Annotated in this window: 17 protein-coding genes and 1 riboswitch; of the genes, 8 read left to right on the top strand and 9 right to left on the bottom strand. The window is 47.4% G+C overall.

The genetic code is table 11. The features are described from left to right. Positions 1-9 precede the first annotated feature (9 nt). Complete coding sequence (locus KV201_RS08085; protein ID WP_310795095.1) at positions 10-531, top strand: hypothetical protein; 522 nt, start codon at positions 10-12, stop codon at positions 529-531. A 200-nt stretch (positions 532-731) separates the two neighbouring features. Here the strand turns inward: KV201_RS08085 and KV201_RS08080 are convergent, their stop codons facing one another. From KV201_RS08080 to KV201_RS08070, 3 genes are all read right to left on the bottom strand, one after another. Continuing rightward, complete coding sequence (locus KV201_RS08080) at positions 732-1484, bottom strand: ABC transporter substrate-binding protein (RefSeq protein ID WP_071938323.1); 753 nt, start codon at positions 1482-1484, stop codon at positions 732-734. A gap of 159 nt (positions 1485-1643) precedes the next feature. Continuing rightward, on the bottom strand, positions 1644-2279 hold the full coding sequence (locus KV201_RS08075; protein ID WP_226059009.1) for a DUF2913 family protein: 636 nt from the start codon (positions 2277-2279) through the stop codon (positions 1644-1646). Between the two features lie 99 nt (positions 2280-2378). Then, positions 2379-3026: a peroxiredoxin-like family protein gene (locus tag KV201_RS08070; protein ID WP_006085757.1), complete on the bottom strand. Its 648-nt coding sequence runs from the start codon at positions 3024-3026 to the stop codon at positions 2379-2381. Between the two features lie 288 nt (positions 3027-3314). Between KV201_RS08070 and KV201_RS08065 the strand changes: the two genes are divergently transcribed. From KV201_RS08065 to KV201_RS08055, 3 genes are all read left to right on the top strand, one after another. Further along, entirely contained in the window at positions 3315-3530 is a 216-nt protein-coding gene (locus KV201_RS08065) for a TIGR02450 family Trp-rich protein (protein ID WP_012089792.1), read from the top strand. A gap of 443 nt (positions 3531-3973) precedes the next feature. Next, entirely contained in the window at positions 3974-4876 is a 903-nt protein-coding gene (locus tag KV201_RS08060) for a homocysteine S-methyltransferase family protein (protein WP_012089791.1), read from the top strand. Positions 4877-4885: 9 nt separating this feature from the next. Continuing rightward, on the top strand, positions 4886-6286 hold the full coding sequence (locus tag KV201_RS08055) for a basic amino acid/polyamine antiporter (RefSeq protein WP_226059008.1): 1401 nt from the start codon (positions 4886-4888) through the stop codon (positions 6284-6286). A 141-nt stretch (positions 6287-6427) separates the two neighbouring features. Here KV201_RS08055 and KV201_RS08050 read toward each other — a convergent pair whose 3' ends face one another. Together KV201_RS08050 and KV201_RS08045 are read right to left on the bottom strand one after the other, a co-directional pair. Further along, positions 6428-7729, bottom strand: coding sequence for a DEAD/DEAH box helicase (locus KV201_RS08050; RefSeq protein WP_011847413.1), 1302 nt, complete (start codon positions 7727-7729; stop codon positions 6428-6430). A 406-nt stretch (positions 7730-8135) separates the two neighbouring features. Continuing rightward, positions 8136-9704 (bottom strand): methyl-accepting chemotaxis protein, encoded by a 1569-nt coding sequence (locus KV201_RS08045; protein ID WP_226059007.1) that lies wholly within the window; start codon positions 9702-9704, stop codon positions 8136-8138. Between the two features lie 594 nt (positions 9705-10298). Between KV201_RS08045 and KV201_RS08040 the strand changes: the two genes are divergently transcribed. Further along, positions 10299-11564 (top strand): HD-GYP domain-containing protein, encoded by a 1266-nt coding sequence (locus tag KV201_RS08040; protein ID WP_226059006.1) that lies wholly within the window; start codon positions 10299-10301, stop codon positions 11562-11564. Between the two features lie 195 nt (positions 11565-11759). On the opposite strand, the gene KV201_RS08035 is transcribed toward KV201_RS08040, so the two are convergent. After that, positions 11760-13547: an aminopeptidase P family protein gene (locus KV201_RS08035; protein WP_226059005.1), complete on the bottom strand. Its 1788-nt coding sequence runs from the start codon at positions 13545-13547 to the stop codon at positions 11760-11762. A gap of 392 nt (positions 13548-13939) precedes the next feature. On the opposite strand from KV201_RS08035, the gene KV201_RS08030 reads away from it, so the two are divergent. Next, on the top strand, positions 13940-14725 hold the full coding sequence (locus KV201_RS08030) for an ROK family protein (RefSeq protein ID WP_115334163.1): 786 nt from the start codon (positions 13940-13942) through the stop codon (positions 14723-14725). A 312-nt stretch (positions 14726-15037) separates the two neighbouring features. Then, positions 15038-15126, top strand: a riboswitch (cyclic di-GMP riboswitch). Between the two features lie 114 nt (positions 15127-15240). After that, on the top strand, positions 15241-17847 hold the full coding sequence (locus KV201_RS08025) for a glycosyl hydrolase family 18 protein (protein ID WP_226059004.1): 2607 nt from the start codon (positions 15241-15243) through the stop codon (positions 17845-17847). 97 nt (positions 17848-17944) lie between these two features. Here KV201_RS08025 and KV201_RS08020 read toward each other — a convergent pair whose 3' ends face one another. Beyond that, positions 17945-18439: an FKBP-type peptidyl-prolyl cis-trans isomerase gene (locus KV201_RS08020; RefSeq protein ID WP_226059003.1), complete on the bottom strand. Its 495-nt coding sequence runs from the start codon at positions 18437-18439 to the stop codon at positions 17945-17947. Between the two features lie 234 nt (positions 18440-18673). Between KV201_RS08020 and KV201_RS08015 the strand changes: the two genes are divergently transcribed. Further along, the gene (locus KV201_RS08015; RefSeq protein ID WP_226059002.1) at positions 18674-20029 is read left to right on the top strand and encodes a short-chain fatty acid transporter; all 1356 of its coding nucleotides are present in this window, start codon (positions 18674-18676) and stop codon (positions 20027-20029) included. A 73-nt stretch (positions 20030-20102) separates the two neighbouring features. On the opposite strand, the gene KV201_RS08010 is transcribed toward KV201_RS08015, so the two are convergent. Beyond that, positions 20103-20570 carry an Sbal_3080 family lipoprotein gene (locus KV201_RS08010; protein ID WP_012587132.1) on the bottom strand — a complete coding sequence of 156 codons (468 nt, stop codon included), beginning with the start codon at positions 20568-20570 and terminating at the stop codon, positions 20103-20105. Between the two features lie 82 nt (positions 20571-20652). Further along, the gene (locus KV201_RS08005; RefSeq protein WP_226059001.1) at positions 20653-21174 is read right to left on the bottom strand and encodes a DUF1294 domain-containing protein; all 522 of its coding nucleotides are present in this window, start codon (positions 21172-21174) and stop codon (positions 20653-20655) included. Positions 21175-21198 lie beyond the last annotated feature (24 nt).

The raw sequence follows: 21198 nt of genomic DNA, 5'->3' as shown, positions 1-21198 counted from the left end.
AGTGAAAAAATGATTGAACTCGTCGGTTATATCCGAGTATTTAGCCAACATGGACGTTTAGTCACGGCGGAGCAAATTGCCGCCGTGGCAGGGCTAGAATGGGATAATAAGCAAACGGTTGCGGGTTATATTCAACTGATCCTCAATGAGGCTTATGCGGATGTGCAGATGCGTTTGTCGGATAAGCGGCATTTTTTCTATTCCGACAAAAGTATCGTTGAGCGCTATGCCGAGCAATGGTTAGCACTGGAGCGCGGTGATGCATTTGAGGCCATCATAGCTCAAATTCGCCGCAATAGTTGCCGCCATACTGAGGTGTATCAGGAGAGTGTGCTGACTTTTGCCCCCTATCTTTATGATGAGCCCCAATTAGCCAATGTGCGTGAGCAATTGCCGCAGCAGCTTGGGGCGGAAGATATCCATTATGCCGTGGATAAACAGGGCAAAGGTTACTATTACTCGACTCAAGGACTGAGCCACAGCTATGCCGCTGTCCTCGCCAATTACGATCCCTGTGAATGGTCAAACTGACATTAAGCTGAATAAGTTGAGCTATTGATAAGTGTTGATAAACCTTGGATCTGTATCGATAAGCGCCTGCGGGCGCTTTTTTATTGATGACGGGAAATGTGGACAGATGGCATGCTGATGATGTTATAACGAAAAAAAACGATTGAGCTAAGCCCAAGCTGTAACTGTGGTCTTAATAACGCCAATGCTTGAGCATAGGATCAGCTTGCCAGTGTTTGGGTGTACTTTTTGACTATCGCATCAATCTTACCGTTGGCTTTTAGGGTAGCTATCGCTTGATTGATGGCAGGCAGCAAATCGGCATGTTCCTTACGTAACCTAAACACTAAGTCCCCATCGGAATGCACCGCCGCAAGGGCGACAGGGATCCGCAACTGAGTCGACCAATACAAGGCTGGATAATTACCGGAAATAATCGCATCGACTCTGTGTTTATCTAAGGCTTTGACTAACTCTTGCTCAGAGGTAAAGTCGGCACGGATAAAGTCCTTATCGTCGTGGTATAAATAACCGCGCACAGTCCCGATTTGTTTGCCTTTAATCTGGTCGATATCCTTATATTTACTGACATTTTCAGGCAGGGTGACCACATATTCGGTGATTTGCATTATGGGGGCGGATTTGACAAACAGCGGTCCCAAATCCTGCTTTTCAAACCAACTCGGGCTGACGATATCAAAGTCGAGTTGACCGGTTTCCAGAGCGTTATTAGTGCGCTTTGGCGGCAGGGTGAGGATTTCACCGTCGATTTTAGCGAGGGATAGAATCATCGGGATAAGTTCAGTGATCATCCCCGGCGCCTCGGCTTGATCGCCGATAAAATACGGATACCAAGAATAGGAGCCAGTGATATTGTATTTGAGCTGCTCCGCATAGGCGTGTGGTTGAGTAAAGCAAAGGGCAAACAAGGCAAATCGAACTAAGTGTTTATACTGCAAACATCGCTTAACCATATTGCTTTTATCCTTATTATCTCTGCTTTAGCCAAGGCCTATCCGATGGCCATTCTACCTAAGCTGTGTGAATAAATTGTTTATTGGGTCACAATCAGTCACATCAGCCATAGTTAAACAGTTTTCAGCTTTACGCCATTACACTTTACGCTATGACACCTAAGCCAATAGCTGACACAGGGCGGGCTGCTGATTATGCGGGAAAATTTGGTAGGTTTTATGGTGCTTAACCAAGCTGGTTTTCTTATTGCCTTGGCTGAGTAATAACCCATGGGATAGGGCGATACGCGTTAGGGTCTGTTCATCGGCGCGGACATATAAGTTGATTGGTTTGACTAACTGATTATCTTTAATATGTTGATTAAATTCTTTTGCATCAATGACTAAGCTAGATTGACCATCACCATCGAGTTTGAGCTTGGCGCTGATTTCAGTGTCAGTAAAGACTAACCATTCGGCTTGCTTTAAGGTTGCTATCATGGCATTTAATGCCGTACCTAACGCTTGATCTGATGTCTCAACTGTTTGATATTGATGCACTATCCTTTCTAGCAAATGCTTGAGTTCGGCGCCCGCACCTTGGCTGCGAGCCAAACGTATCCAAGCCGTCAGATCGTCGGCTACCAGTTTAGAAAAGCGTTTTTCCTTTAAGGACTCGACCATCCAATTACACAAAAAATGACTTTCCTGCGCAGAAGTGCGCTGGGCTTTCTTGGTCTGTGCTGAAGCGGTTAAATCGGCAAGACCCGCAAAGGCGAGTTCGAGCACAGCTTGGTTATAGGTTTGAGAATTCATTATGACTCCGCCGCGGGCTGAAGTGATGTTATCTATTTGAACTTGGACGATATTGATTGCGGCGGAGCTAGTTTAGCAAAGCGGTCGATAAACCGATATTTATTCTTGCGATCCCACCAAACTTGCGGCGGTTAAGATCAGCTTAGGTGCGGGTCTGACCTTGTAGTTAGGATTCACATATTGGAAATGAATCAAACCTTTATCATCGCTAATATAAATGGCGGGCACAGGTAAGACTAAACGTTTGGCTCCCTCGGGAGTCGTCCACATTGGATTATCGACATGAAGACGCGAAGTATAGATTTCAGTGACCTTTTCGCTTGTGTAAAAAGCTAAGCCAAAGGCTTGCGCTGCCAGCATTTTTTCATCGGAAAGCAGCAGATACTTAAGCTCATTTTTTGCCGCCGAAGCCTTAAGTTGAGCTGGTGTATCGGGTGAAATACCCACTAACTGAAAGCCCATTTTTAGTAATTCAGGCTCAATCGCTTTTAGTTGCCCCATTTGATTGTTACAAAATGGGCACCAGCCGCCGCGGTAAAAGAAAAAGATGGTCGGTTTTTGCTGGGTTAACTCGGCTAAATCGACGGTTTTACCCTTGATATCTTGCAAGTTTACCTTAGGAATTTGCTGACCATTGAGTAGCGGACTGATGGAAAACTCATCTCTGGCAATGGGCTGCGCCAGAGTCGTAAAGCTAGTGAGCAATAGTGTGCCAGCGAGGCAAAGTGTTTTTAGTATGGTTGACATGGGCGTTCCTAACGTTATCTTTCAATGGCTGCATTTCTAAGCACCGACAGTTATCTTTTGTCTGCTCTAGTACTGAGATCTGCTTGCGTGATCTGCTTATGTAATTTGTTGCTTAAGTCATCTCCGTTGACGAGATCTTCGCTTAAGTGCTTTTTGTGTAAGTGCCATTGCGCGGTCTTGCTGTATTGTTCGTATTGGCCAAGGCGCTCTTAAGCGAGTCTCTAAAGGAACGGGGATGAGCGGAAGTTATTACATAACCCAGCAAATTAGCTGTCATGCGGAGTTTTGATGAATAAAATTAACCCTAAGAAATTACTCAACAGTAAGTGGACCGCCGTTAAGCCGACCAATAAAGAAAAACATTTTTTAGTCACTGAGATTGAGTTTGATGAGGAAGGCTTAGTGATCTCATGCTCAATTGAAGCTGTGATGTCAAAGCGAGTTATACCTATAAACTGGCATGATTTAAAAGATGAAGGCCTTTGGCTGCAGCGCTGGAAATAGTTAAACGACTTGGGTAAATACCAATCTCATATTATCCAAAGACATGGAGGGCACTCATCTTGTTCTCCACTTTTTGCCATCATCTTCTACGTTCTTTAGCTCATTCCGCAACAATGTCATTTATCAATGTCTTCCATCAACGATCCCATCAATATCTCGTCTCTTGCCGTCAACTGGACATGTTTTCGTAGCGCAGCGGCATCCATTTATTCAAGTTTGAGATTAATCCGTGTTTTTTTACTGATATCGATTGCGGCTAAATCGAGATTCCGTTACTTTGTAATAGCCATCTAAACGTCTAGATGGTTTTGCAGTTATTAAGGTACTCACTGAAGCTATGCATTGTCGTCATCGAACGCAGCAAGGTGCTAGGTAGCAGGATTCTCATTAACTATGAGTGCCTTAGTAAAACGAAGTCGCATAAAAAGATTGAGGTAAGCAAGATGGATAAGCAGCAACTGTGGGTTTTGGATGGTGGCATGGGGCGTGAGTTGGCAAGACGGGGCGCACCCTTTCGACAGCCTGAGTGGTCGGCGTTGGCCCTGATAGAAGCGCCACAAACCGTGACTGAGGTACATCAAGCCTACGTAGCCAGTGGGGCCAAAGTCATCACCACCAACAGTTATGCACTCGTGCCATTTCATATCGGCGACGAGCGTTTTGCCGCCGAGGGTGAAGCGCTGGCTGCATTGGCGGGCAAATTGGCACGGGATGTCGCGGATGAACACGCAAATGCGGTTCGCGTCGCGGGCTCATTGCCACCCTTGTTCGGCTCTTACCGTGCCGATTTATTTGAGGCCGCGAGGGTGAGTGAACTGGCGCTTCCACTCATTCGAGCGCTGTCGCCCAGTGTCGATCTCTGGTTAGCCGAAACCATGAGTTTGATTGCTGAGCCTTTAGCCATCAAGGCCTTGCTGCCAGAAGATGGCAAACCATTTTGGGTTTCTTTTACCTTAGAGGACGAGACGTTAGGCAGTGAACCGACACTTCGCTCCGGTGAGCGGGTGGCAGATGCTATCGACGCGTTAGTGGCTGTCGGTGTCGATGCGATTCTGTTCAACTGCTGTCAGCCTGAGGTGATTGAGGCGGCATTACAGGTGGCCAGCGACAGATTGAGTGCTCTGGGGCGTGCCGATATTCGACTCGGTGCCTATGCCAATGCGTTTCCTCCTCAGCCGAAAGAGGCGACGGCTAACGATGGTCTGGATGAGATCCGTGCCGATCTTGGACCGCTCGATTATCTCGGTTGGGCTGAGCGTTGGCGCGCGGTTGGGGCTTCGCTTATCGGTGGTTGCTGTGGCATTGGTCCCGAACACATTCAGGCTCTTTCTACTCGTTTGCGCTAAGGATTTTGTATGAAAGAGAACAGGATAGGTCTCTGGTCACTCACAGCCCTAGTGTTCAGCTCTATGGTAGGTGCTGGGATTTTCAGCCTGCCGCAAAACATGGCTGAAGTGGCGGGTGTTCGAGCTGTGCTGATTGGCTGGGGGATCACTGGTGTGGGCATCTTGGCATTGGCTGCGAGTTTCCTCTATCTGTCGCGCTTGAAGCCTGAGCTTGATGGCGGCATTTATACCTACGCCAGAGCCGGTTTTGGTGAGCTGGTGGGCTTTTTTTCTGCTTGGGGCTATTGGCTTTGCGCCACCATAGGCGTGGTGGGATATTTAGTGATTGCGTTTGCCGCCCTTGGTAGCTTTGTCGATACGCCGCAGCAAGTTTGGTTTGGCGAGGGTAATACGCAGGCCGCCTTTATCGGTGAGTCGTGCATTTTGTGGGCGGTGCATTGGTTGGTCTCCCGCGGCGTACAGCAGGCGGCCATGTTCAATCTGGTGGCGACATTGGCCAAGAGTTTGCCGTTATTGCTATTCGTACTATTTGCCTGCTATTACTTTGACCCTGTGACTTTTGCTCAGGACCAAGCGGCCAGCACTTTAGCTGTGCCAGTGTCTGAACAAGTGCGTAACACTATGCTGATCACGCTTTGGGTATTTACCGGTATCGAAGGTGCGGCAGTGTTATCGGCGCGTGCTAAAAATAAGCGGGATGTGGGCACGGCGACTGTCCTTGGCGTCGTGCTGGCGCTACTACTTTATGTGCTTATCTCTGTGTTAGCGCTGGGGATTTTAGCTCGTCCTGAACTTGCTGCACTGCCTAATCCCTCTATGGCGGGACTGATGGGGCACATGAGCGGCTCTTGGGGCAAGGCGCTGATCAGTGTCGGGCTTATTGTTTCTGTGCTGGCCTCCTACGTGAGTTGGACCCTGTTCTCGGCAGAGGTGCCTTTCAGCGCAGCCCGCCACGGTGCTTTCCCTGCCATCTTTTTGCGGCAGAATCACAACGGCACACCTATCGCTTCCCTCTGGTTATCTAGCTTAACAGTGCAGTTTTGTTTGTTACTGGTGTGGCTGCTAGGTAAGGGATATACCAATCTGTTACTCATTTCTACGTCGATGATTTTAGTGCCTTATCTATTGATTGGACTGTTCCTGCTGAAGCTTTCTTTGAGTGGACAGGGCAATGGGCTTATGAGAATTGTGGCGCTGGTGGCGAGCGGTTATGGACTCTGGCTACTCTATGCCGCAGGCGTCGAGTATCTGTTGCTGTCCTTGCTACTTTACGGCCCAGGGTTACTCTTGTTTCTCTACAGTCGCCGCCAAGTTGTTGATGGTAAAAAGCTTAACGGACGTGAGCGATTGCTAGCGGGGGCGACGTTGCTGAGTTTGTTCCCCGCGTTATGGTCGTTTTGTTATCAATAAAGGATTGCTGTTGGTTAAAGCGGGCAGTGCTTTATCGAATTGGGCATAAAAAAATCGGCCACAACAGTTGTGTGGCCGATTAGACTAAAACACGTGGGATGGGGTTAAACGCTATGCGTTTTACACCGCCCGTTTTAGCGATTACTTAAGCTTTTTCGCTTTGCTCGGTGCTTGACCCACCTTCATTTTTACGCGGCGGCCTTGCATGTTTTTCTCAGCAGTAACTTGAGCGCCGACATTGTCGGTTCTTTGTTGCTTCTTGGCAAAGCTACGGCGGGTTTGCAATTGCTTTAATAGCAATTCGCGGCTGCCTACTTCATAACCTGGTACAGTGACGCGGCGAATTTGTTGACCGATCAGTTTTTCGATATCGGCTAAGGTACGTTCTTCTTCGCGGCTCACAAATGAAATGGCTACGCCAGTTTTACCCGCACGGCCTGTACGACCGATACGGTGGACATAGTCTTCGGCGAGGAAAGGTAAGTCATAGTTAACTACGTATTCAAGGCTTGGGATATCCAGACCACGGGCGGCGACTTCGGTGGCAACCAGTACGCGCACATCACCCGCCACAAACTCACGTAGGGCGCGGCGACGACTGCCTTGGCCTTTATCACCGTGGACCACTTCAGAGGGGATCCCATCTAAATTCAATTCTTTGACTAGCGTATCGGCGGCATCACGGGTCGCGGTAAATACCAAGACCTGTTGCCAGTTTTTCTTGCCGATTAGCTCAGACAGCAGTTCACGTTTACGGCGTTGTTCAACCGGATAAACCACTTGGCTAACCGTATCGGCCGTAGTGTTTTGCTTATCAACGCTGATCACTTGCGGTTTAACCATCATGTCGTTGGCGAGTTTTTTCACCGCACTAGAGAAAGTGGCCGAGAACAACAGGTTTTGACGTTTCTTATTTACCGCTTGCAGGATCTTTTGGATATCGGCGCTAAAGCCCATGTCTAACATACGGTCGGCTTCGTCTAGGACTAAAAAGTCGACGTTCGACAGGCTTAAGTTACAGGCGGTAAGGTGCTCAAGTAAGCGACCTGGGGTGGCAACAATCACATCGGCGCCGCGTTTCAGCTTTTGCGCTTGTGTTTCTATCTTTACGCCGCCATAAATGGTTAACACGCTGAAGTTTAAGTACTTGCAGTAAGCCGTAACGTTGTCAGCGACTTGAGCCGCAAGCTCACGGGTCGGCGTAAGAATTAATACGCGGGCATTCGACTTTAACGTTTCGCTTGGATTTTCAACCATCTTTTGCAGGATCGGCAGCGCGAAAGCGGCGGTTTTACCCGTACCGGTTTGGGCACTGGCTAAGACATCTTGGCCGCGGCGGATAGCAGGTATCGCTTGCTGCTGAATAGGCGTCATTTGTTGATAACCGCAATCTGAGATAGCGCGCAAAATCTCGGGGGAAAAACTAAAAGATTCAAATCTCATTTTGGATTCCTATCGTTCACTTATTCAAACATTCAAGCACCGCGAGCCTCTATTATTTACTCGACTAAGGAGAGAGGCGTGCCGACTGGCTCATTCTTCCACACAGATTTTATAAGAAAAATGGCGGGCGCGGAGTATAGCAAAAATTTCGGTTAAAACCTGAACTTTTTAGTGTTTTGGCATTTTATCTGCATCATTTTATCGCCAAGAGATAAAAGCCTTAGCGACGGCTCAGGCGGGATAGGGCCAATTCTGCAAGCACTGGGTTGGATCAGCTCTGGATTGAGTACGCACTTGGCAGAGTATGTTCTAGGTTGAGTGAGGGCTGGCGGAAAGAACGGGCTAAAAGAACGTGATAGAAAAATGCCGCAGTTTTGGCTGCGGCTTTTTTATATCTTGCTTATGACTAACCGAAAGTGCGTCTCAAGCCGAGGGCTTTCTCGGCATTATGCTTAAGCAGATGGGCGGCATCACCAATCAGATGGGTTGCGGCCAAGTTCTCTGCGCTTGAATGGGTGATGGAGTGTATGTTGCTGGCAATCTCGTTGACCACTTGACGCTGTTGATCCGCTGCGACCGCATTTTGCTGGGCAAAGGTGTGGATATCACTCACTTCTTGGTAAATGGTATTCACATTGTCGGCGGACAGTTGGATGTCGCTAGCGCAGCGCTCCGCGTGTTGGCGGCTTTGTTCCATTTCTTTGGCCCATGCGTTGAGCATAGTGAACATCTTATCGACACTTTTTGAAATACTGTTGGTCGACAGTTGGGTTCGGCTCGACAGCGCGCGCACTTCATCGGCGACCACGGCAAACCCACGGCCTTGTTCACCCGCACGGGCAGCTTCAATGGCCGCATTGAGGGCGAGAAGATTGGTTTGCTCGGCGATGGAGTCAATTTCGCCCATCGCATTAGCAACTTGCTCGGCTTCTTTATTCAATTGATGGGCATTGTTAGCGGCATCGGCAACAGACTTGGCCAGTTGTTCCACTTTTTGAGTGTTGGCCTTCATATTGGCGCTGCTTTTAAGGCAGAGATCGTAGGCGGTATTGATGCTGGTGGACGTGAGATGGGTATTCTGCGCCACTTCTGTGATGGTTGAACTCATTTCTTCCATCGCGCCAGAGAGCTGTTCTAACTGACTTTTCTCTTGATCTAGGCTGACATAGGTTTGCTCGGTCGCGACCACTAATTGATCGGCAATCGCGTGCAATTGATTGGCTTGATCTTGTGTGCGCCCCAGTACGCCATTCATTTTGGCTTGCAGCATGATGAGCTGGAAATCGAGGATAGAAGACGTATCGGCACCCGAGTATATGTAGCGACTGATAGAGTCGTATTTGGTTTGCATTTCAATCAGTTTAGCGGGAATGCGAAAGGCCTCATCGTAGAATATAGCCAAGTTTATACTCATCAAAACCGCCCCCGCGATAATCACGCCCCAGCCCCAAAAGTAGCCTGCGATCAATAAGCCGGTCGAGGCGACAACCGCCGAGAGGATACGTTTCTGCATTAAGCTTAAGGGCTTAGAAATGGATTTATCCAGTTTAAGTCTTTGGTATATCTCGTTCGCCTTGCTGACGTAGGCGGCCTGAGGCTGAATACGCACCGATTGATAACCGACAATGGTGCCGTTTTCAAACAATGGCGAGACAAAGGCATCGACCCAATAGAAGCCGCCATTCTTACAGCGGTTTTTCACTATGCCGCGCCAAGATTGACCCGACTTAAGCTTTTCCCACATTTCTTTAAAGGCGGCGCTCGGCATATCGGGATGACGAACCATATTGTGGGCACTGCCGACTAACTCTTGGGCGCTATAGCCTGAGACTTCGGCAAAACGGGCATTAACGTAAGTGATAACACCGCGAGTGTCGGTGGTGGAAATGAGTTCGTCCTGTGGTGTTAAGCGGATTTCTTGATCTGATCTCTGTGCATTCAGTGTTCTGTTGGCAGACGCGTTACTCTGGCTCATTTAGTGTGTCCATTCAGGGCCGATATGATTCATTGGGGTTCAGGGGCGCGGTGTTAGGCGCTAATTTTCTTGCGCTTACTCTCATTGGGGTAAGCTTGTTATGTGATAAGACTATCATTTTTGTATGGGTATAGGAGAGCGCTTTTTGATGGCTTACCTATGAAAATCAATCGTTCGTTGTATTTATAAGCTATTGCAAAATATAAAATTTTTAAGTAATGCAAATACAGAATTAAACGAGCGTTTATCCTGCTAAAACGCAAATTTCAGTATTTTGTATAGGGTTATTTTTCCTCAGATATTGAGTGGATATTAATCGCTCATGTTATCGACTAAATCAGCTCTGCGATATTGGACTAATGTCGTTGATTCGGTTGCCATATCGCGGCATTCATTCGGGCGCTTTATTCGTCTTAGTCTATTCTTTAATGGGCAACAAACTATGACTTGCTGAGCGTGTGATTTATCTGGCTTTGCCTCAGCTTTATAATATTATCCGCACCCTTTAGTTTATTAACTCATGTTCATTAGCTTAGGTTCATAAGTTCAGCTTCATTAGCTCATAGCGGGAATGCAACATAAGAGGATTTTCCCATGGCGATATCACTTAGACGTGGCGTAGCTAAATTGGCTACCGCGTCCTTGGGGACAGCAGCGGCACTTCCCCATTGGCGACGTTTGATTTTTGAACGTCTATTTGGCTTTCTTGCGCTTCTCTGCGTGCCCGTATATATCACCAGCGTGTATTTATGTGTCATCGCCGATCTTTGGTCTATGGTGGTATTCGATACGCTGGCTTATCTTTTTTTACTATTTTTGCTGTATTTTCCTAAGCTTGCTGATAGCACGCGTTTTGGCTGTGGCTGCTTCTTGGGGTTTGCTATTGGCGTTGGTTTTTTGATTGCGATAGGTCCATCGGGTGCGGGGTTCTTCTGGTTATTTATCTTTCCGCCATTAGTTGGCATTTTCTTAGGAAGTCGCGCGAGTTTATATGCCCAATATTTGAATGGGCTGAGTCTGGTTCTGATTGGGCTTGCCTATCACTTTGGCTGGTTAAACTGGCCTGATATTCACGGTTACAGTTTGGGTATTTGGGCCGTTGTCGTGGTCAATTTTATTGTAACCAATGCCATGTTGACGCTAACCATCACTTACTTATTAGGTAAGTTGGCGGATTCACTCGATTCAACCTTAGCCTCACGCCAAGCGACTGTATTAGGGTTAGCCAAACTTGCCGAATACAGAGACAACGAAACGGGCGCGCATCTATTACGTATGCGGCAGTATTCAAAAATGCTCGCGGCGCAGCGACTGCAGGCCGACAATCCTCCGGCTGAATTGAACGATGATTTTATTCAAGATATTAGTCTATCGGCCATTTTGCACGACATAGGTAAAGTCGGTATTGCCGATGCTATTCTGCTCAAACCGGGTAAATTAACCCCGCAGGAGTTTGAGCAGATCAAAGCCCACCCTGTGATTGGTGGGCAAGTGTTACGCAGTTTGTTGGAATATGCGCCCCAATGTACTTTTATTCAGATGGGCCAAGATATTGCTTCGGGTCACCATGAAAAGTGGGATGGTAGTGGTTACCCCTTAGGGTTGAAAGGTGAGGATATTCCGCTTTCGGCGCGCATCGTTGCCTTGGTGGATGTCTATGATGCGCTTACTTCGCCGCGATGTTATAAGCAACCCTTTAGTCACCAAGAAGCCATCGATTTAATGATTGAAGGCAAAGGTAAGCATTTCGATCCTGAATTAGTCGATTGTTTTATGGCAATTCATCAGGAGTTTGAAGTGTTATCTAAGGCATCGCTGGATGATGCTTATCAGCCGATGGCGCAGCCCACTATGGTTTAGAGGCTCGTTTTTTTATCATGTTTTGAAAGCATGCTATTGAAATAGGAACGAGGCTTGAAAGTACAGAAGCAGTGCTAAAAAAAACGCCCAAGGCTCATAGCCTTGGGCGTTTTATTTTGTAGCATATAACTGATTTAGAGGATGATTTAAATGACGACTTAAATCGCTACTTATCCGCAGGAGTGCTAAATCGCTCTAAATCGCTTTAGTCACTTGCGTTAACCACGCGAGTTCATCCCCAAACATCAGCGGCGAAAGTGTATGGAACACTTGCTGATGGTAAGCATTGAACCAGTCGATTTCCCCTTGCGTTAGCAAGCTCTTATCGATAAGGCGGGCATCCATAGGGATCATAGTCAGTGCATCGAACTCATACATCTCACGCTCAGCGCCTTTCAGTGCTTCACAGTGTTGCACTACGACTAAGTTTTCTAAGCGAATGCCAAAACTCTCAGCGCGGTAGTAACCCGGCTCGTTGGAAAGCACCATACCGGGCATCAGTGCGATACCGTTGACATTTTTACCTATGCGCTGCGGACCTTCGTGCACACTTAAAAAGTGACCCACGCCATGGCCTGTGCCGTGGTCGTAATCAAAACCATGTTGCCATAAATACTGGCGGGCGAATGCATCGAGCTGCTGGCCTGAAGTGCCTTTAGGGAAGCGAGCTTGGTCTAGCGCGATATGACCTTTAAGCACCAGCGTGACCATTTTTTTATGTTCATCGGTGACTTTGCCAATCGCAATAGTACGGGTCACATCTGTGGTGCCATCGATATATTGCGCGCCAGAATCCACTAAGTAGATGCTGTCCATCGTCATCATCGCAGGTGTGCCATTGTTGTGATTGTAATGGCACATGGCTGCATTGGGGCCCGCTGCTGAAATGGTGTCGAAACTTGGCTCGCGATAGCGCTCATCCTGCAGGCGGAAGCTTTCTAATTTATCGGCAAGCGTGGCTTCATCGTGCATACGCTTGGCGGCAACTTCGGCATCTAACCATGCAAGGAAGCGACTCACAGCAACGCCATCACGAATGTGACAAGCGCGCATGCCAGCAAGTTCAGAAGGATTTTTCTGCGCTTTAGGTAAAGAAACCGGATCAATGCCAGCAATCAATTTAGCCCCCGCTTCACGGGCGAGATTTTGCGCCCAAGCGTTAGCAGAGTTCGGATCGGCCAGCAGTTTGACGCCCTGCAAACTGGCAAGGGTATCGGCGAGCGTGGCTTCGTCCTTAAAGCTAACGCCTGCACCGACATGCTCCTCAATGCCCTCTGGGAGTTTGCTTAAATCGGTAAACAGCTGCATATCGCCATTAGCGTGGAGCAGGGCACTGCCGAGCACGACAGGCAGACGCGGAATATCGTTACCGCGAATGTTTAATAGCCAGCAGAAAGAATCTAAGGCGGCAATCAAAGCAACGTCCCCACCGGCTTTTTTCACTAAGGCGCCAATTTCAGTACGTTTTTGCAGACTGGTTTTACCGGCACTCTCGTTACTGAATAGCGTGATCGGCGCACTCGATGGTGCGGGGCGATCCTGCCAATGCAAATCGATAGGATTTTGCTCAACCGCCACTAATTCAATTTGGGCTTTGCTTAAGGTTGCTTTGGCATTTTCATACCAAGCTAAAGTATGCAAGCGTGCATCGAAGCCAACGCGAGATCCCGCTGGCAACGTGTCACATAACCACTCAATTTGCGGTGTGTCTGTCAGGCTTTCATAGCTGAAAAGTGCGGCATCCACTTGCAGACGAACTTGAACCGTATAACGGCCGTCGGTAAAGATAGCGGCTCTATCTTTCAATACGATAGCCATACCTGCTGAGCCAGTGAAGTTGGTTGCCCAGTATAAACGTTCGTTATGTTCTGGCACATATTCGCCCAGATACTCGTCGGCGCGGGGAATGATAAAAGCATCGAGATTGGCGGAAGATAATTCGCTGCGAATGGCACCGAGGCGGCTGGCAATTGAATGTGACATATGGGCTCCAAGTGAGACTGGCACGCTGTGCGAGTCGGTAGGCAAAGCTTGCCTAAGGATAAGTAGGTCTATGTTTATTTGAGTTCTAACCAGCTCGGATTATCGCAAGTCTAACGCGCGCGATGCAAGGGGAGCGAATAAAGGATTTTGTATACAATCGTGAATTTGTGTTGACTGTGATGAGCAAGCTAAGTGTTTTACCCTTAATTTATTTGTGTGATTCTTAGCATAAAATCTGAGTAAAACAAAATGTCAGTCATATTTTTTGTAGACTTGTTCCTTACAAATTAGCGACTTAAGTTTTATTCAATCGCTAACATTTGGACCCTATGCTAACATTTGCCATCTCCGCTCGGGGTCAGAGTGGGGCACATGTATCAGTGGAGTAAGCGATGCAAATACTAACAATAGATGTGGGCGGTACGACAGCCCTGTTCGAACTTCAGCTCGCGGGACATACAGAACAATATAAAATCCCCACAGGCGAAGGTTTTAAAATTGAAGAGTTAAATAATCAAATCGCTGCGCTTGAACGCGATTACGATTTACAGCATTACCAATTAGCGATTGGCGTACCAGGACTCGTACAAAATAATCGTTTGGTTGCCTGTAAATCGTTACCCGGACTCAATGGCTTGAGTTTTGACACAGTGAAAACTCAAGGCGAGCTTAAGTTTATTTGCAACGATATGGATGCGGGTATGCAAGCCACGTGCGATGCCAAATATGCCTGTGAGTTGTTGGTCATGTGCGGCACTGGGATAGGGATGTCGATTGCGTTTAATGGGCAAGCTTTTACTGGAGCGACAGGGGTGGCAGGGGAGTTGGGGCATTGCCGCGTGATGACAGAATCAGGCGAATTTAGTTTAGAACAACTCGCCAGTGGCGATTCTGTACGCAGCCGTAACATCACCACTCAGGATGATTTATACCGTGCGGGCAGTTACCTTGGTATGGGGCTGGCGTGGACCGTTAATTTGTTTAATCCCAATCGGATTTGGCTCGCGGGTAACATGATGAACAGTGCTCCTTACTACAAAGGCTGCCTCGAAAGCTTAAAGCAAATGGCATTGAGCGCGCCCTTAGCTGAGATGAAAATCAACCGCGTCGATGATATGGAAACCTTAGTGTGCCGAGGTTTATCTGTGATGCTCGCAAGGGATTATCCTCGCGCATAAGGAGCATAGATGCTGTTAGCTAATGGTTTTGAGCTATTAGATTACAGTGGCTCAGTGCTAGTGGTTTAAGCAGTATTAGCAGCATAAATAGTGAAATTGATAACAGGACAGGTGATGCCTTTGGCTTATCGTGTCCTGTTTTTTTATGGCTCAAATAGTCAGCAAAGCCTTAATTATCAAAGTAAATATTAGAAATAGCTGAACTGTATTTAATTGCTTTCTTATCAGACCACTACCTTAGTTGATAATATTTTGTTGCATTTTTATTGCGCTTACGTCTATGCTGATTATCGCAATGACAACGTTGTCATCGCGTGTAAAAGGCAAACCAGTTGAAAAACTGGGACGCAAAGCCTCCGGTCTAAGGGTTCGTCTGTACCTATGATAGCGGGGATACCACAGGTTTTTCTTCGTGCAATTGTCTGTCGTGTTGCATGGTCTTAAGAGAGTGTTGTTTCCTGTCTACGCTTTGTTTGCCTTATTGATTCATATAAAAAATTCAATAGGGATATCTCATGTTCAAGACTCAAATTTCAACATCAGCCTTGCTGGTGGCATCGGCGCTGGCATCTACCGTGAGTGCCAGTGCATTTGCCGCAGCGCCCGGCAAACCGACTATAGGTTGGGGTGAAACCAAGTTCGCTATTATCGAAGTTAATCAAGCTGCTACGGCTTACAATCAGTTGGTGACCATTAAAGATGCTGCCGACGTGTCCGTCAGCTGGAACCTTTGGAGTGGTGATGTGGGCAATAAAGCCCAAGTTCTGCTCAACGGCAATGTAGCTTGGGAGGGCCCCTCTGGCGCTTCGGGCACCGCTAACTTTAAGGTGAACAAAGGCGGCCGTTATCAGATGCAAGTGCAACTGTGTAACAGCGATGGTTGTACGCAGAGCGATGCCAAAGAAATCCTCGTGGCCGATACCGATGGCAGCCATTTAGTGCCACTCAATGCTCCGCTTAAAGAAAACAATCGCCCATACGTTAACAAGTCGGGCAAAGTGGTCGGCAGTTACTTTGTAGAATGGGGTGTGTATGGCCGTAAGTTCCCAGTCGATAAGATCCCAGCACAGAACTTAACTCATATTTTATATGGCTTTACCCCTATTTGCGGTGGTGATGGCATTAACGATAGCTTGAAAGAAATCGACGGCAGTTTCCAAGCGCTGCAACGTGCCTGTAGTGGCCGTGAAGATTTTAAAGTCGCTATCCACGATCCTTGGGCGGCAATTCAAATGCCACAGGCGGGCGTGAGTGACTACTCTGATCCCTACAAAGGCAACTTCGGCCAATTGATGGCGCTGAAGCAAGCCCACCCCGATCTAAAGATTTTACCTTCGGTCGGTGGCTGGACGCTATCTGATCCCTTCTTCTACTTTGGCGATAAAACTAAGCGCGATACTTTTGTCGCATCGGTGAAGGAATTCCTGCAAACGTGGAAGTTCTTTGACGGCGTTGACATTGACTGGGAATATCCAGGTGGTGGCGGTGCGAATCCAAACTTAGGAAATGCCAATGACGGTGAAACCTATGTGGCCCTAATGCGTGAATTGCGCGCCATGCTCGACGAGTTAAGTGCTGAGACGGGTCGTACCTATGAATTGACTTCCGCAATTGGTATCGATGCTCAAAAAATGGCAAAGGTCGATTATCAGGCTGCTCAGCAGTACATGGATTACATCTTCTTGATGAGTTACGACTTCAATGGCGGTTGGACGAACACTGAACTCGGTCATCAAACCAATCTTTATGAGGCGAGTTGGGATCCTGATACCCGCTACACCACAGACAAGGGTATTAAAGCTCTGTTAACTCAAGGTGTTACCCCAGGAAAAATTGTGGTTGGTGCCGCTATGTATGGTCGCGGCTGGACAGGCGTTAATGGCTACACGGGTAATAACCCATTCACAGGGACAGCGACGGGTAAAGTGAAAGGCACATGGGAAGATGGCATAGTGGATTATCGCCAGATAGTGAACGAATATATGGGGAGCGGTTGGACTTACAGCTATGATGAAACGGCCGAGGCGCCATCATTGTTCAAGGCATCTACGGGTGATTTAATCACTTTCGATGATGCGCGTTCCGTTAAAGCCAAGGGCCAATATGTGCTTGCCAATCAGTTAGGTGGTTTATTTGCATGGGAAATTGATGCCGATAACGGCGATATTCTAAATGCGATGCACGAAGGTTTAGGCCATGGCGAAGGAACTACGCCACCGGTGAATAAAGCGCCAATTGCCAATGCGGGTGCGGATGTGAATGTCACAGGTCCCGCCGATGTGGTGCTCAATGGTAGCGGATCGCGCGATCCTGAAAATGAGGCGCTGACGTATCTTTGGACTCAAGTGTCTGGCCCAACGATTGCCATTGCGAACGCCGATATGGCGAATGCGGCGATTCAATTGGGTGCAACGCAAGCTGATGTTGCCTATAGTTTTAGCCTTAAAGTAACTGATCCAGAAGGATTATCTGCTACAGATTCAGTGACAGTGACCAATAAGGCGGATACTCCGAACCAAGCTCCCGTGGTGAGTGTAGCTGCCACTGCCACAGTGGAAGCGGGTAAAACTGTTAGCATAGTGGCGAGTGCCTCTGATGCCGACGGTGATGCCTTAACTTACGCTTGGACTGTGCCCGCTGGCGTGTCGGCAACCGGACAAAATAGTGCCACCTTAGTGGTCACTGGGCCTAATGTCACCGAAGCGACCAGCTATGGTTTGAGCGTGCTGGTTTCCGATGGTGCCTTAGATGCGAGCGCATCGACGAATCTCACCGTGACGCCAAAAGTAATCGGTGGTGGTTGTGATGCAACCGATCCTAATGCCGGTAACTATCCTGCTTGGCAAGCCAGTGTGGTGTACAACACGGGCGATACTGTGAGTCACAGTCAGTTGGTATGGAAAGCCAAGTACTGGACGCAGGGCAATACGCCATCTCGCACCGCTGATCAATGGCAGCTACTCAGCCAAGTTGATCTCGGTTGGGATGCGGGTGTGGTGTATAACGGCGGTCAAACCACCAGCTATAACGGTCGTGTGTGGAAGGCGAGTTACTGGACTAAAGGTGATGTACCTGGCGTTGCGGCAGTATGGGTTGATATTGGCGCAGCAAGCTGTCCTTAATCATCCAACATACTAATATTATTTGAGTTATAGAGACAAAAAGCCCTGCGATAATACAGGGCTTTTTATGACGCAATTAGGCTCATTGAAGACAGATTTAATCAATCTTAAGCAGTTCTACATCAAAAATGAGCACTGAACCACCGCCAATCTTGCCCGTGCTGCTGTTGCCGTAGGCGAGTTCACTCGGGATAAAGAAACGCACTTTATCGCCAACGACCATAAGTTGTACGCCCTCGGTCCAGCCTTTAATCACCCGATTAAGCGGAAATGCGATAGGCTCACCGCGATCAACTGAACTATCAAACACAGTACCGTCGATCAAAGTGCCATGGTAATGCACTGTCACTGTATCGCTGGCTTTAGGATGAACAGTACCATCGCCCTTAGTTAACACTTGATATTGCAAACCCGAAGCTGTGGTGATCACACCTTCTTTGGTTTTGTTTTGGGCTAAAAATTCATTGCCTAAACGGATATTCTCTTGGGCGGCTATTTCCATTTTTGTGGAATTTTCAAGTCCTGAATAACTAATGTATCCAAAGTAAAAAATCACCCCAGCTATCACCACAATGGCAAGTAACATTTTCATATAAAGAGCACCTTAAGTTAATTTTGGCCATGTTATCAGTTTTTTAGCGTGTGAGGCTACTTATGGCAACTCAGCCTTTAATTGGATGACTGGCGTTACATTTTCCTACAGTTAAAAACAGCTGCAAGACTTTATCCCGCTTTAGAGATCGCTTAACCTGTGGGCTTAAGACTCAATAAAAATTCAATAAAAACAGATAAAAACTAGAATTTAGATAATAAACAAGGAAAGTCTATGTTAAACAAAGCGGCAAAACCTTTGGTCAAACTCGTCGACCGATATCTACCCGATCCCTATATTTTCGTGCTTTTACTCACCTTAGTGGTGTTAATTGCAGCTGTGGTCGCAGAACACAAAACGCCACTGGAAGTCATCAATTATTGGGGCGATGGCTTTTGGACCTTGCTGAGTTTTTCGATGCAGATGCTGTTAGTGCTGGTGGCGGGATTCATGCTGGCAAGCTCGCCGCCGATTAAAAAGCTGCTCGATGCGATTGCAGGATTCGCTAAATCGGCACCGCAAGCCATTATTTTAGTAACCTTGGTCTCACTGGCCGCCAGTTGGGTTAACTGGGGATTCGGGCTAGTGGTGGGCGCGTTATTTGCCAAAGCCTTAGCGCGTAAAGTGAAAGTGGATTATCGGCTGCTGGTCGCCAGCGCCTATTCTGGCTTTGTGGTTTGGCATGGTGGGCTTGCGGGTTCTATCCCATTAACCATAGCAACGGCTGGGCATTTTTCTGAAGCACAAATTGGCATTATCCCAACCAGCGAAACCATTTTCGCGAGCTTTAACTTACTGTTAGTGGCGATTCTGTTTGTGGTCATGCCCTTAGTGAATCGCTTTATGCTGCCTGAAGACAAGGACAGCATTTATGTCGACCCAAGTGCCCTTAACGACAAAGGCAGCGAACCCGCAGCTTCGGCGCTGGAGCTTAACCCTGCCAATGTGAGCGAGTGTCAGCTTGAAAGCCGTCCTGCGGATAAGCTTGAAAATAGCCGCTTACTCGGCTGGAGCGTCGGTGGCGCTGGGCTTGTGTACTTAGGCTATTACTTTTGGGTACAGGGTGGCAGCTTAAACCTTAACTTAGTGAACTTCTTATTCTTGTTTCTCGCCATCCTCTTACATCAAACGCCACGCAGTTTATTAACCAGCTTGAATGAGGCCATTAAGGGCGGCGCAGGGATTGTGATCCAATTCCCTTTCTATGCGGGCATTATGGCGGTGATGGTGCAGTCGGGTTTAGCCCAAAGTATTTCGGAAGGTTTTGTGGCCATAGCCAGCGCCGATAGCCTGCCATTTTGGAGCTTTATCAGCGCGGGAATTGTAAATATTTTTGTGCCATCGGGAGGCGGTCAATGGGCCGTGCAGACACCCATTATGTTACCTGCTGCGCAGGCCTTGGGCGCCGATGTTGCTCGGGTGGCCATGGCCGTAGCTTGGGGCGATGCCTGGACTAACCTTATTCAACCTTTCTGGGCACTGCCCGTGCTGGCAATTGCAGGCTTAAAAGCGCGGGATATTATGGGATTTTGTTTGATGCAACTGATGATCACAGGCGTGATTATCAGTATCGCGTTGAGCTGGTTTTAAAGATAATAAACAGTGCAAAACTAAACAGGGTAATTCTATGATTACCCTGTTTTTAGTTAAGGTTTCAATGATATTAATCGCTTGAACCATTTACTTTTTTTGTTGCTTCATCAGCAGTGATTTGACCAAATAGAGCTGACATCATATAGCTAATACGATTCGCAGCATTACCAAACTTACTCGGGTTCGCAGTATAGGGTACTTGAAACTTAACACTGCCAACTCTTTGGCCATTCTGAAATGCGTTAATTTCAGCGCTTTTTAAATATAATGCCAAGTCCCAAGTCCAATTACCTTCATATTCTAATGTGAGTTTATTTAAATCATGTTTAGAACCATCAGGCTGCACTGTGTAGGTGTAATTATTTGCTTTTAGCCATGTCTCCATTGTTTCTTGGAAGCCGTCACGTGTTTCTTTATCTTTAATAATGACTATTTCTACATTGTTAGTATTTGTTTCTATTGGTTTTGCTGTATAGCGAGGTGCGGCACAACCCGATAGTATTGCAACACCCAAAACTGCAACTAAAAATTTTTTCATAATTTAACCTTTTGTTTTTGTATTAAAATAAGTTAAAGCGTTTTAGTGACAAACTTTAGATTTTCATAGAATCCATAGCTTGCTAGATAAACATATCTACGGCGCCGGTTTTTATGCCATAACCCAGCACGGCTAAGTTAGCGACAACGGTGAGCCAGAAGACATTTCTAAATGAGGCTTTAACTGACTTGTGCCTTAATACGTTTTGGGCAAATAGGGCGCCGGGCCAACCGCCCATGAGCGCCAGCAGATGCAAAGTGCTTTCTTTAGTGCGCCATTTACCGCGTTTTGCGGCGGATTTATCGATAGCGTAGGCGATAAAGGTTAGCAGGCTCAGTGTGAGGTACATACCCGCAATGCCGTAGGGCAACATATGTTGCTGCGCTGCGCCGATTAAACCAGCAAGAAAAATCACCACCAATAACAGCGGCATAAGGCTTGAGCCTGAAGCGGCTGCATTGGATTTTTGAGTGTGACTACTTTGGGCGCGATTGTTCAGAGTGCGACTGTTCTGAGCGCGATTGTTTTGTGGTCGACTCTTTTGAGCACGATTTGTTTGAGGTGAAGCGCTGTTGCCCGTTTTGGCTGTTTTTTTGTTCGTCATTATCTGGTATCAATCTCGTGTCAG

The organism is Shewanella sp. SR1, from assembly GCF_020447145.1.
GTDB lineage: Bacteria > Pseudomonadota > Gammaproteobacteria > Enterobacterales > Shewanellaceae > Shewanella > Shewanella baltica.
This window is presented reverse-complemented; position numbering and strand designations above follow the sequence as displayed.

What these genes read in the sequence shown, in the direction of transcription:
- KV201_RS08025 (WP_226059004.1), top strand. Translation starts at nt 15,241, where the DNA reads ATGTTCAAGACTCAAATTTCAACATCAGCCTTGCTGGTGGCATCGGCG.
- KV201_RS08085 (WP_310795095.1), top strand. Translation starts at nt 10, where the DNA reads ATGATTGAACTCGTCGGTTATATCCGAGTATTTAGCCAACATGGACGT.
- KV201_RS08050 (WP_011847413.1), bottom strand. Translation starts at nt 7,729, where the DNA reads ATGAGATTTGAATCTTTTAGTTTTTCCCCCGAGATTTTGCGCGCTATC.
- KV201_RS08075 (WP_226059009.1), bottom strand. Translation starts at nt 2,279, where the DNA reads ATGAATTCTCAAACCTATAACCAAGCTGTGCTCGAACTCGCCTTTGCG.
- KV201_RS08015 (WP_226059002.1), top strand. Translation starts at nt 18,674, where the DNA reads ATGTTAAACAAAGCGGCAAAACCTTTGGTCAAACTCGTCGACCGATAT.
- KV201_RS08005 (WP_226059001.1), bottom strand. Translation starts at nt 21,174, where the DNA reads ATGACGAACAAAAAAACAGCCAAAACGGGCAACAGCGCTTCACCTCAA.
- KV201_RS08070 (WP_006085757.1), bottom strand. Translation starts at nt 3,026, where the DNA reads ATGTCAACCATACTAAAAACACTTTGCCTCGCTGGCACACTATTGCTC.
- KV201_RS08045 (WP_226059007.1), bottom strand. Translation starts at nt 9,704, where the DNA reads ATGAGCCAGAGTAACGCGTCTGCCAACAGAACACTGAATGCACAGAGA.
- KV201_RS08055 (WP_226059008.1), top strand. Translation starts at nt 4,886, where the DNA reads ATGAAAGAGAACAGGATAGGTCTCTGGTCACTCACAGCCCTAGTGTTC.
- KV201_RS08065 (WP_012089792.1), top strand. Translation starts at nt 3,315, where the DNA reads ATGAATAAAATTAACCCTAAGAAATTACTCAACAGTAAGTGGACCGCC.
- KV201_RS08040 (WP_226059006.1), top strand. Translation starts at nt 10,299, where the DNA reads ATGGCGATATCACTTAGACGTGGCGTAGCTAAATTGGCTACCGCGTCC.
- KV201_RS08080 (WP_071938323.1), bottom strand. Translation starts at nt 1,484, where the DNA reads ATGGTTAAGCGATGTTTGCAGTATAAACACTTAGTTCGATTTGCCTTG.
- KV201_RS08035 (WP_226059005.1), bottom strand. Translation starts at nt 13,547, where the DNA reads ATGTCACATTCAATTGCCAGCCGCCTCGGTGCCATTCGCAGCGAATTA.
- KV201_RS08030 (WP_115334163.1), top strand. Translation starts at nt 13,940, where the DNA reads ATGCAAATACTAACAATAGATGTGGGCGGTACGACAGCCCTGTTCGAA.
- KV201_RS08060 (WP_012089791.1), top strand. Translation starts at nt 3,974, where the DNA reads ATGGATAAGCAGCAACTGTGGGTTTTGGATGGTGGCATGGGGCGTGAG.
- KV201_RS08020 (WP_226059003.1), bottom strand. Translation starts at nt 18,439, where the DNA reads ATGAAAATGTTACTTGCCATTGTGGTGATAGCTGGGGTGATTTTTTAC.
- KV201_RS08010 (WP_012587132.1), bottom strand. Translation starts at nt 20,570, where the DNA reads ATGAAAAAATTTTTAGTTGCAGTTTTGGGTGTTGCAATACTATCGGGT.